This is a genomic window from Rhodococcus sp. NPDC056516 (assembly GCF_042794655.1).
Lineage (GTDB): Bacteria > Actinomycetota > Actinomycetes > Mycobacteriales > Mycobacteriaceae > Rhodococcus_F.
The window spans coordinates 175,891-190,788 of the sequence record NZ_JBHTTG010000002.1 but is presented as its reverse complement, the minus strand read 5'-3'; the positions used below and the strand labels follow the sequence as shown (position 1 = coordinate 190,788).

Genomic DNA, 14,898 nt, shown 5'->3' with positions numbered 1-14,898 from the left:
GTCACAGTTCTTTACTCTTGAATTATGGTGAGGCTAACCTACATTAAGAACCACAAGACAACTTCGGCCGATTGGAGTGCACGGTGACAATCACCTTGACCACCCAGCATGCGGATGTTCGTGAATTCGAACTCCGGTCGAACGCATTGAGCCGCACCAGCGTTCGCCTACGAGCACTCAACCCTGACTATCCGCGTGTCTATGCGGTTGCCGCCATGGCGGGCGAAGGCAAACGGCGCTGGTGGCAGCTCAGTGAAGGCTTGTGTGGGGATCGGGTGCAACAGATGTTCGCCCGGTCACTTCAAGATCTCGACAGTGCTGAAGCTGCCGCGATACAGGTTGCGACGTCGCTCATTCATGCCGTGGTCGGCAGAGTTGCCGCATCCATCGTCTCCGAGGGGTCCGCCTGGGACCCGGGGCTCGAGAACCTGTTCATCCACATGGACAGCGACGGCGGAATCGATTGGGCAGGCGTAGTCGACGAAACGCTTCGTGTGGCACCCAACGGGCGAGAGTCCGGAAGTGACGGCGTCGTCGACATGCCGTGTGAAGAGGCGCTCCTCATCTGGACTGCGCACCGTTGCCTGACGTCGCTGCGCGCCATCTACGACGCCGTGGCCAGATGTGCGCCCGTCGACCAGTTCAGATTCTGGGGACTGGTGGGGGAGTCGATCCTGGGTGCAGCTGCTTATGTCCCCATCCTGGCCGGTGAAGGCGAATCGGTAGCGCAGCGCCGTGGACAGGGCCTGCTCGACGCCTTTGTCGCAGCCGGGTTGCCGGTTCGCGCGCGCCGCAAGGTCTCGCTGCGCCCTCGCTGGAACCAGTTCGACGAAGGGCTTGCTAAATTAGGTCAGCCTTGCCTATGATTGTGGAACACCTCGCGGAGAGTTACACACCGCGAGAGCGGCGAAACTGCCGGACCGCGCCGGAGTCCTGAGGGCTGCAGAGACTCCCGGTCCTTCCCACGGCGGGTTTCACATCGATTGATGTGAAACCCGCCGGTTCTTTTTCCAGACCTGATTCCAAGCTCGAGTTACCTCTCGTGTAATCAAGTAGGGAGTGGCAGCCACACCGGCGCCGGAGAATCACAGATGGAGATGGCATGGTCGACACTGCTGAGACCGCAGAGATGATGAAACGGCTCGGAACGGGCTTCGACGCCACCATCGGCCTCGAATACACCGAACTGAGCCCAGATCGTGTGCGGGCGCAATGGACGGTCAAGCCCACGCTGCACCAACCCGCGGGGATTCAGCACGGAGGCGTCTACTGCTCGGTGGTGGAGTCTCTCGCCAGCGTCGGTGGCACCGTGTGGCTGGGCGAGCGAGGTCACGTGGTCGGCGTCAACAACAACACCGACTTCCTGCGCGCAACGAGGGAAGGCACACTCACCGCAGAAGCCACCCCGATTCATCGCGGACGCACTCAGCAGCTCTGGGAGGTTCGCATCACCGACGAGAACGACAGACTCGTCTCCAAGGGACAGGTTCGCCTCGCGAACATCACCGAGGTGGCGAAGATCGGAAACTGAGAACACGGGAAAGGGTGGCAGTGGAGTTGAACTCCACTGCCACCCTTCGCCGTTCACTCAGGTACTGATCAGCCGGCAGCCTTCTGTTGCTTGCCTGCCGTCTTCTTCGACTCGCCGTTGGAAGCACTGCCGGACTCGGTCGCTTCCTTGTTCTTCTTCTCCAATTCGCCCATCGCGTTTCGCGCGAAGACCTGCTGCTCGGTGGACGCCATCTGAGCACGGCCACGCCCGAAGAACGTCACAGCCCATGACAAGAGCGTCGAGGCTCGCGAACGGAACCCGACCAAGTACAGAAGGTGAATTGCCAGCCAGGCAACCCATCCGATGAAGCCACTGATCTCGAGCTTGCCCACCTTGGCTACCGCGCTGAAGCGCGAGATCGTTGCCATGCTGCCCTTGTCGAAGTACTTGAACGGAACTCGCGCCGAGGGGGACTGACCATTCAGTTCCGCCTTGATCTGCTTGGCCGCGTACTTGCCGCCCTGCATGGCGACCTGAGCCAAACCGGGAAGCTTGTCGAGCGACATCATGTCGCCGATGACAAAGACATTGGGGTGTCCGGGAAGCGACAGGTCAGGATTGACCATCACGCGGCCGGCGCGGTCGGTTTCTCCGCCGCTCTGCTCTGCGAGCTGCTTGCCGAGAGGGCTCGCCTGAACCCCGGCAGACCACACCTTGCACTGCGACTCGATACGTCGAAGCGTGCCGTCCTTCTCCTTGATGATCAAACCGTCGTTGTCGACGTCGGTGACCATCGCGTCGAGCTGGATCTCTACGCCGAGCTTCTCGAGGGTCTCGGCTGCCTTACGGCTGAGCTTGCCGCCGTACACGGGCAGGACTGCAGGCGCGCCGTCCAGGAGCACAACACGTGCCTCACGCGGATCGATCTTGCGGAAAGCGCCGTCGAGCGTTCGGCGGGAAAGCTCGGCGATCTGTCCGGCCAACTCCACGCCGGTGGGGCCGGCGCCGACCACGACGAAGGTCAGCAAGCGCGCGCGCTCGGCAGGATCGTCCGACAGCTCAGCTTGTTCGAACGCGCCGAGGATACGTCCACGCAGTTCGAGGGCATCGTCGATTGTTTTCATGCCCGGGGCGAACTCTGCGAACTGATCGTTACCGAAGTACGACTGACCGGCACCTGCTGCCACGATCAGACTGTCGAATGGCGTTACCGTGACGCGTTCGAGCAGGCGCGAGGTCACAGTCCGGTTCTCGAGATCGATCGTCTCGACTTCACCGAGCAGTACCTGGGCGTTCTTCTGCTTACGCAGCACGAGCCTCGTAGCGGGAGCGATGTCCCCGACCGAGAGGATGCCGGTGGCAACCTGATAGAGGAGCGGCTGAAACAGATGGTGGGTTGTACGCGCGATCATCGTGATGTCGGCATCGGCTTTTTTGAGAGCCTGAGTGCCGAACAATCCTCCGAAGCCGGAACCGATCACCACTACGCGGTGGCGGTGCGGTTCAACCGACTGGATGCTCATTCCGTACTCCTCGAGTTCTAGGCGACAGTCCTACGGTAGTCCCACCGCGGCCGAGCTTCTCTGCGAGCAGGCCGTCGAACGCAGCAGGGTCCGAATCGATCAAGCGGCCTCGGAGGTGATCACTCCCGATGCGATCGGCTTCGCCGAACCGGGGGTGATCACCACTTTGTCGAGGTGTCGGCTACTGGCGGACCGACAAGATGAACAGTGCGATGCACCCGCCGACGAAAACCAGTATCGACAGGGCCACCGACGCGTACCCGACACCTACTCCAATTGCTGCCCAGTCCATGTGCCCAACCTCTCGTCTGCTGCGATCCGGGATTCAGATCACATTCACCTAGTGACATCACACCTCATCGATCCCCACTTTCGAAACCCGGCACGCCCAACCATTGACATGCAAGTAAATGCTTGCATATTGTGAAGTTGTGGACGACCGGATGAATGCAGTGTTCAAAGCTCTTGCCGATCCGACACGGAGGCTTCTTCTGGATCGCTTGTTCATAGCCAACGGTCAGTCGCTCGGCGATCTGTGCGACAGCCTGGACATGAGTCGACAAGCTGTCACGCAACACCTCACAGCGCTCGAGGATGCAAATCTGATCAGCACGGTTCGGCAGGGGAGATCCAAGCTTCATTATCTCAATCCCGTTGCGCTCGAAGAAATTCGAGAGCGATGGATCAACAAGTTCGAGGTACCGCGCCTCAACGCGCTCAGTACCGTCAAAAAACTCGCGGAGGAAGCCATGACCGACAAGCCCAGCTTTGTGTATGTCACCTACATCGCCAGCACAGCCGAGAACGTCTGGAAAGCACTCACGGATGCACAGGCCACTGCAGAGTATTGGGGACACAGCAACGTCTCCGATTGGCAGCCGGGATCGACGTGGGAGCATCGCCGGATCGACGGCTCGAACATCGCGGATGTAGTCGGCACCGTGGTCGAGAGCAACCCGCCGTCGAGGTTGGTTACCACCTGGGCCGATCCGAACGGTGAACCGGGCGTCGACATCTCGCGGGTGAGTTTTGACATCGAAGCCTTCGGCGCGATCGTGCGCCTGACCGTCAAGCACACCGATTTGGCGGACGAATCGGCTCGCATGGAGGTAGCGGGCGGATGGTCGGCGGTGCTGTCGAACCTGAAGTCCTATCTCGAGACCGGAAACACGCTTCCGGTGGCGCCGTGGGAGATGCCGGTCGGTTGACGGTTGTCGACCACGACAAACGTGTCCCCTGAACAGGAGGAGTTCGCCGTACTTCGGCCCGAATTGTCGGCACGATCCGGTCTCAAATTCGCAAAAAGCCCAAATTCCGGCGCGTTCAGTCTGTAAAGTTGCCAGTTGGATGCTAGCGTTTGCCCCGACATCGGGTGAGGACGACCTCGTCTCGGACGCATGGGAGAAACGCTATGGGCGGCGACGCTTTTCAGAATGTTCCGGTTGATCGGCGCAAGTTCGTCAAGACAGTTCTAGCGGCCTCGGCGGTAACTGTGCCGGTCGTGACGTCGATCAGCCTCGGTGGTGCGGCGCCGGCCTTCGCAGCCGGTGACACGCCGAATCTTTCCGGAGCGCCTAGTCGTGGCCAGCAGAATCCGAATCAACCAGGCGGTGAACAACCGGGCGGGAACCAACCCGGAGGCAATACTCCGGGCGGAAACGAGCCGGGCAGCCCCGGATCGTCGGGAAGTTCAGGATCGTCGGGAAGTTCAGGATCGTCGGGAAGTTCAGGATCGTCGGGAAGTTCAGGATCGTCGGGAAGTTCGGGGTCCTCGGGTAGTTCTGGTAGTACCGGGAGTTCGGGATCAACTGGTAGCTCTTCAGGTTCGGGTGGAACGACGACCGCAAAGCCCACCGGGCCCACTGGGCCGACTGAGCCGACAGAGCCGACCGTCCCGACTGTGCCAACGGTGCCGACCACTCGCACCGAGCCGACCCTTCCGACCGTCCCGACTCTGCCGACGAATCCCACGGAACCCACGTAACCGACACAACGAAATTGGTTCCGAGTGAGCACACGACGATGACAGAGTTCGACGTCGCGCTACACCGCGCTCTGAAGAAGCTTCAGAGCGCGGGCCCAGTCCAGGTGAGGGAGACGCCGCCGCACGGAGAACCGGCTGATCTGACTATCGCAATCGCGACCTACGACGATTTCGACGGGGCGTACTTCACGATCCACTCGATCCTGGTCCATCATCGCGAGATTCTGGACAGAGTCGAGTTCGTCTTGTTGGACAACAACCCCGAGGGGTTGCCGGCGCCTATGCTCGAGTCGTTTGCGGGATACATCGATCGTTTCCGCTACATTCCGTTTACCGATGTTCGATCCACCGCAGTGCGGGATGTCCTGTTCCGCAAGGCAACCGGGAAGTACGTCCTGGTCCTCGATTCTCACGTGATCCTGGCACCTGGATCGCTGTCGGCCCTGCTGGCGTATTTCGATGCGAACCCGGAAACCGACGATTTGATCCAGGGACCGATGCTCTCCCAGGATTCCTCGCATATCGCGGCGACCCATATGGACCCCAAGTGGCGCAATGGAATGTTCGGCTCCTGGGGTGTTGATCCGCGCGCGAAGCAACACCCCGACGTGCCTTTCGAAATTGTCATGCAGGGCCTCGGCTCATTTGCCTGCAGGCGCGAGGCGTGGCCCGGATTGAACTCGCATTTCACCGGATTCGGAGGCGAAGAGGGGTACATCCACGAGAAGTTCCGAATCAACGGCGGCAAGGTCGTCTGCCTTCCGGCATTCGGTTGGCACCATCGATTCGAGCGCCCGGCAGGTGTCCCGTATCGAATAAATTGGGAAGATCGTGTTCACAATTACCTGCTCGGTTGGAGTGAAGTCGGTTGGGACCTCGGCTCACTCCATCGTCAGTTCTCCAGGTACCTCGGTGATTCGTATCCCGAGATTCGCCGCCGTGCCGAACTGAGCGTCCAGCGACCGGAACTGATTTTCGGTGGGGTGATCGTTCTCAGCGATGACAGCCGAGTCGCTCCGTGGCGTTCATGCCTGGCCGAGGCCGAGTCGATCGAACTGACCGTTCACCGTGCGATTCCGTCGCAAGAGGACGGTCCGGATGTGTGGAGGACGGCGTCCGCGTTGCTCGCCGGAATCGACAAGGCAATTCTGCTGGGATGGAAGTCGGTGGTTTTCCTGGACGAGGAGCGCGTGATCGAACCAGCCCTCGCGTACAAACTGCGGAACATAACCAACGATCTCCCCACCGACGCCGATACTGCCGTTATCCACGCACCCGGCGACAACCTGCCCGGGGCCACACTGATTGTTCGCGCGGCGGCGTACCGAGCTTTGCGGGACGAACTCTCTCGTCTCATCGACGGACCCGCGCCGACCGACTTTTCACTGGCGGCGTATCTGCTCGAGCGGGGCGCAGTCGACGTTGTGCTCGATCGTCCCCTGTCGCCCGCCCGGTCAGTGGGAGAACATGACTCGGATATCGAGGATTCGAACTCGGAACTCGGCGTTGTCGTCGTGAATCTCGACCTCGACATCGACAGATGGAAGGCGTCCTGGCATAGACTCATTCGCCTGCCGGGCGTAGCCGCGGTGGAGAGGGTCTCAGCTTTCGAGGACGTGCTGAATCAGGAAGCGGCCTTTGCCGTCTCGTGGCGTCGCGCGGTCTCTCGGGCGACCGAGAAGGGCTGGGATTCGGTCCTCATCACTGCTGACGACGTCAGTTTGCTCGATGCGGCTGCCTCGATCCTGGACCATGCACGCGAAGAGCTCGATCACCGCGATTGGGATCTCGTCCAACTAGGACACGACCCGAAATCGAGGGACGGAGCTCTGCTCGTCGGTTCGGCACTCTTGCGCACCAGCCCCGAGAACCGTGGTGTCCACGCCGTTCTCGTCCATTCGCGCGCCTTCGAGCGAATTCTCGACGAGATTGCGGATCCGGAGTCAGATCCCGAAGCATTCGGAAAATGGGCGGGTCACTACCGAACTCTGGGCGAGTACCTGGTGGATGCGAGTGCCGGGGGAGCGCTCACGTGCCTGACGGTGGCACCCGGCATCGCCTCCACGCGTAGCCTGATTCGTTCGGGCGCAATCGAATCCGAATACTCACGACGCTTCGCGCTGTGAGACCACCACCAAAACGAAAATCGGATTCGCTGAATCAAGGAGATATCTTGACCGAACTACTCGAAGATGTGAGACCGCAACGCTCTCAGACGGTGGAGAGCAACGATCTCACCGACGGGGTTGTGCTGTACGACAGTTCCAGCGAGGTTGCCCATCACCTCAACCCAGTCGCGACGTTGGTGTGGGAACTGTGTGACGGCCGGACCGTCGGCGAGATCGTCCAGGCTGTGGCAGAGGTGCTCGAGATCCCTGACCACGACGCGGAGTCGGTAGTCACCGAGACGTACGGGCAGCTGAACACCTCGCGTCTGCTGGTGTGAGAATTCCGTGATCGGGAACGACGTACCGCAATTCCGGGCGCACTATCTGTGGGTTGACGCGATTGTGCGCGGTTTCGGCATACCAGAGGTTGGCGTCGTCGAGCATCGGATTGCCAGCCCCTGGCCTGCGGACAACAACGTCGACGTTCGGATTCAGCGGAATCGAGCGACATTCGGTCGCTGGGACGTCACCATCGAATCGACCATCGGTGGGGGCAATGAAATGCTGGTCGGTCTGGACGGTCTACATCTCGCGGAGAGTGTGTATCGCACGGTGCACCGGGATGTCATGACAGCCGCACAGGCCCAACAGTGGACACGCTTGCACGCCGCTCTGGTCGACTGCGACGGTACGAGAGTGGCGATCGCCGGGCATTCCGGGGCGGGCAAGACAACCTTGGCGCTCGCCCTTGCCCTGCGGGGTGCACAATTGCGTGCTGACGAAGGCGTCTTCATTCGTGGTACCGACGCTGTGGGCCTACCGCGGCGGGTTCACCTCAAAGCCGGTACGTTCGACGTCCTCCCGGAGATCAAAGCGCACGATTCGCTGTATCTTCCGTACGCCCCGCCGGTGTGGGCGTTGGACCCGTCAACCTTGCCTGCTGAACCGAACGTCGACTCGGCGGTTCGCGGAATCGACCTGGTGCTAATCCTCGATGGATGGGACGAGGGTCCGACTCGATTCAATCCGATGCCCGTATCCCAGGCGATACAGTCGCTGGCCGAGCAATCCGCGTTGTGGTCCGACAATCACGGACAGACCCTCAGAAACATCGCTGCCCTACTCTCGAATGCCCCGTGCTACAGACTGATTCGGCACCACGGCGACACCGGCGCGGACACTGTGGAGGAACTGGTGGCGTCATGCGTGACACCCGGTATCTGATTTCCATGTTGGAACCCGAGTGTGGGGCCGATGTCATCCGCTTGTGTTCACAGCAGGATTGGCCCAGAGTCATCGACGCCGCTGCAAGGCACAAGGTGTTGCCGCTGCTCGCCTCCCGAGCAGTCGAGGCCGGCTTCGCATCGGTCCTGCCTGCGAGCTTCGCGGAAATGCTGTCGGAATCCTCGGCCACCGCATCGAGTCCGGAATTGACGCTGAGCCTTGTCCATCACCGAAACACCATTCGGATCTCGGACCTCGACGCGCAGCGAGTGGAACTGCAAGAGGTGTTACACAGCAACGGATTTCCGACGGTTGCGCTGAAGGGTGCGGCCCTTCTCGAGCGAAATGTCTGGCCGAACCCGGCAGCACGACGGATGACGGACATCGACCTCTTGGTGGTCGACCCTGCACACGCCGTTCCGGCCAACGAAGCGATCCTCGATTTCGGCTATCGAATGGTCCGCCCGGACGAAGTGGACTCTGACGCCATCGATCACGACGATCATCAGGAACCGGCACTACTTCGCGACGACCGTCATGGCTCCGTCGAAATCCATTCGCACCTGCTTCCGCGGTTCGCCCGTCACGCACTGACCCGAGAGGCCGCCGTCCGAAGAATCAGCCCGGAGGCGAATGGACACCGCCTTGCGATTGCCGACGTCACGCTGCACGTCATCGCTCACGCGCGGCTTGCCGATCGGGCCTTGATTCGAGCCGATTTGTCATTGAACAGCGTTTTCGACGTGGGGTACCTGATCGCTTCCGAACCCGCACTCGCTGTGACGCTCGCCCGACGCCAGTTGCCACGAGACGTCCGTCGGGCGGTGAACGTCCACTGGGCCGCCGTGGAATCGATCTTCGGCGTGAGCACCGGGGTGAGCACCACCTCCGCGCGTTGGTGGTGGCAATGGACGTTGTGGTTGGCCGATCGCCCACGTCTGCACTCGCTCTACCGCGACCTGGTCATGGTGCCGCTCTTTCTCGACCGTAATCGGCTCTCGATCCGGGACGGACGGGACCTACGCGGATGGGACTTGGCGCGCGCACGCGTGTCTCACTTCGTCCGTCGTGCGAGGACTGCTGTCGAAGATGCCGGGGGAGCAGCATGAAAGTCCTGATCACCGGCGGAGCGGGATTCATCGGAAGCACCGTGGCGTCGAAGTGCGTCGACGCCGGGATCGATGTCGTGATCCTCGACAACCTGCTGACAGGCCGTGCCGAATTCGCCCGTCGATTCCCGTTCTACTGCGGCGACATTGCGGACGAGAAATTACTCGACAGGATATTCACCGAGCATCCCGATATCGGTGCCACAGTTCATTGTGCTGCCCTGATCGTGGTCGGAGATTCCGTCAGTAGCCCGGCGCGATACTACGAGAACAACGTCTCCAAATCACTGGCGCTGGTATCGAGTGTCCTTCGGAACGGGTGTGGGCGCTTCGTATTCAGTTCCTCTGCCGCGGTGTACGCGCCGGGCGAGGGCGGGTGTGTCGACGAATCCTCGCCGATCGAACCGCAGAGTCCCTACGCGCACAGCAAAGCTCAGTTCGAAACGATGCTCGACGACATCGTGGCAGCAACAGATTTATCGGCGATATCTCTCCGATACTTCAACCCGGTCGGAGCAGATCCGGATCTACGAAGTGGAACACCATCTGCACGCCCGACGCACGCACTCGGAAAGCTCTTCGAATCATATTCGACAGGAACACCTTTCACAGTGACCGGAACGGATTGGCCGACGCGCGACGGGTCCGGAGTGCGTGATTACATTCATGTCTGGGACCTTGCAGACGCTCATGTTCGAGCACTACAACGGTTCGATCGGATCATCGCCGATTCATCGGGAATGACTGTCGTCAATCTGGGCAGTGGGCGGGGGACCACGGTGTGGGAGCTGGTTCGCACATTCGAGAATGTGCTCGGTGAAGACATCAACGTGGTCGTTGCCGACCGACGCACCGGTGACACTGCCGGCGCTTATGCGTCGAACGATCGTGCGTTGCGACTACTCGGGTGGGTTCCGACATTCACCCTGGAACAGGGGATCGAGGACACCGCGCGGTGGCTGGCAGTGCGGCCGCACCTGCTCAACTCGGTGTAGCCGAACGTCAGCCCGTCGGGTCATCGTCAACGGTGATGTTGTTGCTACGTAGCCAGAAGGTGGCGTCCGGATCCCACCCGGCGAGCACGGTGGCCCCCGCGTTGGCCGACAACGGGATCGCGATGCCTGGAGTGGTCAGGTAAGCCATCATGGTCAGGTGGACGGCGTCGTAATCCGCGGACACCGAAACCCAGTCCGGAATGAACCAGTTGCGGAATTCACCGGTCGTGTCGTACCACACGGAGCGACGTGAAGCGGGCACAGGCAGGGGATAGGTGTCGACCAGATTTGCCCAGGCCTGCGGACCGGTGATCTCGTAGATGCGGGGCGCACCGTAGGTCCTTACCGGCTGCACCCGAGCCTCGTTCGAGGAGCTGTCTTCTTCGAGAAACACCCCGAGTGCCCCGATACCATCGCGGGCCCTGGTTGTTTCGGTTGTGCCGTTGGCAAAAGGGATAGACCACCATTCGCCTCCGATATGGCGGTCCGGATCTGCGTTCTGATACTCCAGAAACTGACGTTCGGTATCGAGCGCCTCAGCGCGCCACTGTTCAAGGCCGTCTTCCGTTCGGTAAATTCGCACGGGTAAGTCCGACCAGCCGTAGATGGGATTTCGCTTCTCAACCAGATGCTGGTTCAGGAGGTCAATCGGCTCGGTCCACCAGGCAGAGTGTGGCGAGCCGAGAAGGGTCCGGGCGATCGGGTGTAATGCCGCAATGACCGCGGGGCGCACGAAGATCAAGTCTTCCTCGTCGGGCGGCTCCCAATAGCGTGCACAATCGACGGCATACGCGAGACAGTGCAGAATCTCGAGTTCCGACATTTCAGTGATTGCTCGGACGTCAACAGCGTCGAGCACTTCGAGCGCATGTTCGGTCGATTGAGGCCAATGTCCGCCGGAGCGTGCGCCGGCGTGGCACGCGTACCCGACGTTCGCGCAGAACCGACGACCACGCGGTGAGCCGAGGACAAGCGCCACAGAATCCATGTGGGTAAAGCTAGCGGACGAGCTGACGGGGGACGTTCGAATATCTATTACTTGACATAATGTAGATTATCGGCAAGTTGTCGACCTGGCGATATTCGGCTTACGTGCCGTTTCTTGCATTCGTCTTCGACGTCGCCCGCCGATGTCGATCTGTCGGTTTCATCTGCCGTCTGTTCACACATTTCCGTCCGAGATCACTGACTGTCGTGGGCTGGCTTGGTCATTGTGACTCGACTGTCGCCGGCCGAGTTGCTACCGATCGACATCTGGCTTCGCCGGCGACTGCGGCTACGCCAAGTCGCTAGTTACCTAGTTACTCACCAAGTAAGATCGACCAATAAGCCCTCTGATCTGGATTGATGTTGATAAGCGCGGCTCGCCCACTTCCAGCCACCCCCTGTTAATTCGTCACTGTGACGTATTAAGGGCGACAGGCTGGACGCGAGTGCAGTTCCATTGTCATTGCCACGGACTACTATCGCCGCATGTGTTGTATTCGACCGGCCGCTTCTCATGGTCAGTGGCCGCTATGAGCGACACACCCAAGGTCGTGCACCGGTGGCTCGCAGTGCCAGACCAGTTTGACCGATTCACTCGATTCTTGCGCGACAACGGAATTCTGATGCCGACGCGCATAGGCATCGGCGTACTGGTTTTCCTCCTGGGCGTCACAATTCTGCTGAAGCGACTCGGCACCCACTCGGTACAGACCATCGGATTTCCGTTGGACGTCGTCGTCGCAGTGCTTGTGATGATCGGCGGAATTGCCCTGCCGGTCATTGCGACCACCCGTGAAAGATCGTATTTCTTAGTCGTTACCGGGGACTTCGCTATTGCGGTGATCGTGCTGGCCGAGGCGAATCCGGATCAGCGATTGCTCGGATGCCTCGTCTTCGGGCTCGTCGGCTCGTACGTAGCCTTCTTTCACAACCTTCGAGCGCAACTGTGGCACCTCCTGTGGTCCGGGGCGATTATCGTTGTCGCCAGCATCGGGGTTTTCACGGACGCGCCTTCGTCAGCCTCAGACGTACTGGGACGCATCGCCTTTGCCATCCCTGTCATCACTGTCATACCGGTCGTCACCCAGATTGCGCTGGCGCTCCTGAGCAACGACGCACAAAGCTCCGAACTCGATCCATTGACGGATCTGCTGAATCGGCGTGGACTGGCGCGGCGGACTTCCGAACTCCTACAGGCGAAATCCAGCCTCGATCAGTCTTTGCTGGTTGTGGTGATCGACATCGACAATTTCAAACACTTCAACGACACCTACGGTCACGACGTGGGTGACCGCGTCATCTTGCGGACCGCGTATCGACTCCACGACTGGGCCAGATCGGACGCAGCGATCGCTCGTATCGGCGGAGACGAGTTCGTCGTCGTTCAGATGATGCCGTTGCCCTATGTCGGCGACTTGCTCGCGCGGATTCACCCCGTCATGAACTCCCCTACGGGCGAACCACTCTCGACGACGAGCATCGGCATAGCCGTACACAACGGCGGCTGGCCGGACGTGCAGGCAGCAGAAAGCGGCCTGCACGATCTACACCGCCTAGCCGATTCAGCGATGTACGAAAGTAAGAGGATGGGCGGAAATCACGTTCATTCCATCGTTCTCACCGATCAGCAGCCACAACAGGTCGGCGGTCGTTCAGTCCTCTGAGTCGTCGATCAGATGCATCGCGGCTTCCTCTGCCGACGCCGCGCCGCCGTCGATTCCGACGTCTCCGGCAATGAGTTCGCTTTCCTCGTCTTCGTATCGGCCCTCGTCCTCGGCAACGAGACGCCCGACACGGCGGTTACCCACTTCGTCACCATTCGGGAATTCTTCTTCCCGTTCGAATTCGTCGGCATCGGCGGGATCCTTCAGCGGATCACCCAGCGACGCGTACGGATCGGGTTCTTCCTCGGCCAGGCGCTCGTCGAGGGTCTCCCCCGCTGATTCTTCACTACCGGTCAATCCGTGAGCGTCCAGTCCGAGTGGGCGCTCCGGTGGTGAGATTCCCTCGTCGAGAATGTCGTCCACGCCTCGATCGATCAGGGTGTCTTCGGGCTGAAGCTGGTCGTCGGGATCGAGACTGTAATCGCCATTGCCGGCTGCGCCGGTGTCATCCGTGTCGCTCATACGATCAACGATGCCACGAGCACACCGAGTTGGCCATGTGCCGCGCTTGCCCGATACATCACTCCGGATACATTCAGCACGAACGCGGGGCCGGCACTCCGTCGAACCGGTCCTGCAGGTACTCGAACGCGGTGGGCAAGCCGAGGACCGCGGTGGTCAGGTGGTCCGGGCTGGGGAACAGTTGGGATTGAATCGTTGCTCCTGCGGCGCAGTACCTCGAAATGGTGTTGACCACCGAATCGATGGGAATCAGCACGTCGTCGGGCGTGTGCCATTCGAACACCGGGGCGGTCGGTACTCCTGGATAGAGTTCGACGCTGTTGTCGTCCATCACCTTTCGCACCTCAGGACTGGACAACAGGGAAGTCGACGTCGACACCTGGGAAGCACTGCGCCCGGCGCCGACTCTCAGGATGTCGTTGGTGCAGGCATTGGTGAGTTCGGACCGCATCGACCGACCGAGGTCGTTGAGTTGGTTACCGAGCGGCAAGAGGTCGGGATACTCCCGCTCGAGGCCCATCGCTGCGGCGAAGGCGAGACCGAATGCCGGGTGCGGATCTTGCCCGAGTCCATTGGCCATCTTGGACAGATTCATCGGAACGCCGCCTTCGGCAACACCGACGAGGTTGACCTCGGGTGCGTAGGTCGGCGCCAGTGCAGCTGCCCACGCGGTGGCCATACCGCCACCGGAGTATCCAGCGATGCCGACGGGGCTGACGCCGCTACGCAATTCGGGGACTTTCTGGACGGCGCGTATGCCGTCGAGCGTGATCTGTCCGCCCAGTCTTGCGGCGCCGTATGCGCTGTTGGGTCCGAGATGGTCGGGAAGCGCGATAGTCCATCCGCGCTGCAGAGCGACGTTGAGGATGGGTGCTTCACGGATGACGATGTTGGGATCCGATGCGTAGAGCGCTCGCGATGGCGCACAACCTGTTCCGAGTGCGTTGACGATGTGCTGATAGGAGAGCAGGGGGCCGTCTTGCGCTTGGTTCGGCGGGACCAGGATCGTGCTGACCGCGGCAATCGGCTTGTTCTCGGAATTCGTGGACCGATAGCTGACCTGCCAGATCGCGACGCCCGGAAAGGTCATCAGATCGGGGGCTCGCCGTACGGAGATCGGCGTGCCGGCGCTGCCCTCGGCTGCTGCCTGCGAATAGAACGGGTCCGGGTCCGGTGCGGGGTACGCGGGATCTGCCTGTGCGGTCCACCCGGAGAGCAGTGTGGCGGTCAGTGCCGCGGCAGTCAGCATCGATCCGGTAAACACGCGTTTGGTTCGCAGTTTCAATGTTTTCCCCTCGTCCGGACCCACGCGGGATCCATCACCCTGTGTGTTTCACTCATACCCATGTC

Annotated in this window: 14 protein-coding genes; 9 read left to right on the top strand and 5 right to left on the bottom strand. The window is 60.8% G+C overall.

What is annotated here, in order from left to right; all coding sequences use genetic code 11:
* Positions 1-83: 83 nt before the first annotated feature.
* The gene (locus ACFQ6Y_RS05940) at positions 84-866 is read left to right on the top strand and encodes a hypothetical protein (protein ID WP_378533031.1); all 783 of its coding nucleotides are present in this window, start codon (positions 84-86) and stop codon (positions 864-866) included.
* A 236-nt stretch (positions 867-1,102) separates the two neighbouring features.
* The gene (locus ACFQ6Y_RS05935) at positions 1,103-1,531 is read left to right on the top strand and encodes a PaaI family thioesterase (RefSeq protein WP_003945020.1); all 429 of its coding nucleotides are present in this window, start codon (positions 1,103-1,105) and stop codon (positions 1,529-1,531) included.
* Between the two features lie 68 nt (positions 1,532-1,599).
* On the opposite strand, the gene ACFQ6Y_RS05930 is transcribed toward ACFQ6Y_RS05935, so the two are convergent.
* Positions 1,600-3,015, bottom strand: coding sequence for an NAD(P)/FAD-dependent oxidoreductase (locus tag ACFQ6Y_RS05930; RefSeq protein WP_378533029.1), 1,416 nt, complete (start codon positions 3,013-3,015; stop codon positions 1,600-1,602).
* A gap of 443 nt (positions 3,016-3,458) precedes the next feature.
* Here ACFQ6Y_RS05930 and ACFQ6Y_RS05925 point away from each other — a divergent pair, with 443 nt between their 5' ends.
* Positions 3,459-4,223: an ArsR/SmtB family transcription factor gene (locus tag ACFQ6Y_RS05925; protein ID WP_378630141.1), complete on the top strand. Its 765-nt coding sequence runs from the start codon at positions 3,459-3,461 to the stop codon at positions 4,221-4,223.
* Positions 4,224-4,614: 391 nt separating this feature from the next.
* Here the strand turns inward: ACFQ6Y_RS05925 and ACFQ6Y_RS05920 are convergent, their stop codons facing one another.
* Complete coding sequence (locus tag ACFQ6Y_RS05920) at positions 4,615-4,986, bottom strand: hypothetical protein (protein WP_378630137.1); 372 nt, start codon at positions 4,984-4,986, stop codon at positions 4,615-4,617.
* Between the two features lie 51 nt (positions 4,987-5,037).
* Here ACFQ6Y_RS05920 and ACFQ6Y_RS05915 point away from each other — a divergent pair, with 51 nt between their 5' ends.
* The 5 genes from ACFQ6Y_RS05915 to galE are packed head-to-tail and all read left to right on the top strand — an operon-like array spanning position 5,038 to position 10,435.
* Positions 5,038-7,125 (top strand): glycosyltransferase, encoded by a 2,088-nt coding sequence (locus ACFQ6Y_RS05915; protein WP_378630134.1) that lies wholly within the window; start codon positions 5,038-5,040, stop codon positions 7,123-7,125.
* Positions 7,126-7,172: 47 nt separating this feature from the next.
* On the top strand, positions 7,173-7,445 hold the full coding sequence (locus ACFQ6Y_RS05910; protein WP_378630130.1) for a PqqD family protein: 273 nt from the start codon (positions 7,173-7,175) through the stop codon (positions 7,443-7,445).
* A gap of 7 nt (positions 7,446-7,452) precedes the next feature.
* Positions 7,453-8,331 (top strand): hypothetical protein, encoded by an 879-nt coding sequence (locus ACFQ6Y_RS05905; protein WP_378630126.1) that lies wholly within the window; start codon positions 7,453-7,455, stop codon positions 8,329-8,331.
* Entirely contained in the window at positions 8,310-9,440 is a 1,131-nt protein-coding gene (locus tag ACFQ6Y_RS05900) for a nucleotidyltransferase family protein (RefSeq protein ID WP_378630123.1), read from the top strand. The genes ACFQ6Y_RS05905 and ACFQ6Y_RS05900 overlap by 22 nt, the downstream gene beginning before the upstream one ends.
* On the top strand, positions 9,437-10,435 hold the full coding sequence (gene galE, locus ACFQ6Y_RS05895) for a UDP-glucose 4-epimerase GalE (RefSeq protein ID WP_378630121.1): 999 nt from the start codon (positions 9,437-9,439) through the stop codon (positions 10,433-10,435). Before ACFQ6Y_RS05900 ends, galE begins: the two co-directional genes overlap by 4 nt.
* 7 nt (positions 10,436-10,442) lie before the next feature.
* Here the strand turns inward: galE and ACFQ6Y_RS05890 are convergent, their stop codons facing one another.
* Entirely contained in the window at positions 10,443-11,423 is a 981-nt protein-coding gene (locus tag ACFQ6Y_RS05890) for a hypothetical protein (RefSeq protein WP_378630119.1), read from the bottom strand.
* A gap of 622 nt (positions 11,424-12,045) precedes the next feature.
* Here ACFQ6Y_RS05890 and ACFQ6Y_RS05885 point away from each other — a divergent pair.
* Positions 12,046-13,086, top strand: a complete 1,041-nt coding sequence (locus ACFQ6Y_RS05885) for a diguanylate cyclase domain-containing protein (RefSeq protein ID WP_378630116.1) — start codon at positions 12,046-12,048, stop codon at positions 13,084-13,086.
* Here ACFQ6Y_RS05885 and ACFQ6Y_RS05880 read toward each other — a convergent pair.
* On the bottom strand, positions 13,075-13,548 hold the full coding sequence (locus tag ACFQ6Y_RS05880) for a DUF5709 domain-containing protein (protein WP_003945009.1): 474 nt from the start codon (positions 13,546-13,548) through the stop codon (positions 13,075-13,077). The genes ACFQ6Y_RS05885 and ACFQ6Y_RS05880 overlap by 12 nt on opposite strands.
* Positions 13,549-13,621: 73 nt before the next feature.
* Positions 13,622-14,857, bottom strand: coding sequence for a lipase family protein (locus ACFQ6Y_RS05875; protein WP_378630114.1), 1,236 nt, complete (start codon positions 14,855-14,857; stop codon positions 13,622-13,624).
* Between the last annotated feature and the right edge of the window lie 41 nt (positions 14,858-14,898).

What these genes read in the sequence shown, in the direction of transcription:
- ACFQ6Y_RS05930 (WP_378533029.1), bottom strand. Translation starts at nt 3,015, where the DNA reads ATGAGCATCCAGTCGGTTGAACCGCACCGCCACCGCGTAGTGGTGATC.
- ACFQ6Y_RS05890 (WP_378630119.1), bottom strand. Translation starts at nt 11,423, where the DNA reads ATGGATTCTGTGGCGCTTGTCCTCGGCTCACCGCGTGGTCGTCGGTTC.
- ACFQ6Y_RS05880 (WP_003945009.1), bottom strand. Translation starts at nt 13,548, where the DNA reads ATGAGCGACACGGATGACACCGGCGCAGCCGGCAATGGCGATTACAGT.
- ACFQ6Y_RS05935 (WP_003945020.1), top strand. Translation starts at nt 1,103, where the DNA reads ATGGTCGACACTGCTGAGACCGCAGAGATGATGAAACGGCTCGGAACG.
- galE (WP_378630121.1), top strand. Translation starts at nt 9,437, where the DNA reads ATGAAAGTCCTGATCACCGGCGGAGCGGGATTCATCGGAAGCACCGTG.
- ACFQ6Y_RS05885 (WP_378630116.1), top strand. Translation starts at nt 12,046, where the DNA reads ATGCCGACGCGCATAGGCATCGGCGTACTGGTTTTCCTCCTGGGCGTC.
- ACFQ6Y_RS05925 (WP_378630141.1), top strand. Translation starts at nt 3,459, where the DNA reads ATGAATGCAGTGTTCAAAGCTCTTGCCGATCCGACACGGAGGCTTCTT.
- ACFQ6Y_RS05915 (WP_378630134.1), top strand. Translation starts at nt 5,038, where the DNA reads ATGACAGAGTTCGACGTCGCGCTACACCGCGCTCTGAAGAAGCTTCAG.
- ACFQ6Y_RS05900 (WP_378630123.1), top strand. Translation starts at nt 8,310, where the DNA reads ATGCGTGACACCCGGTATCTGATTTCCATGTTGGAACCCGAGTGTGGG.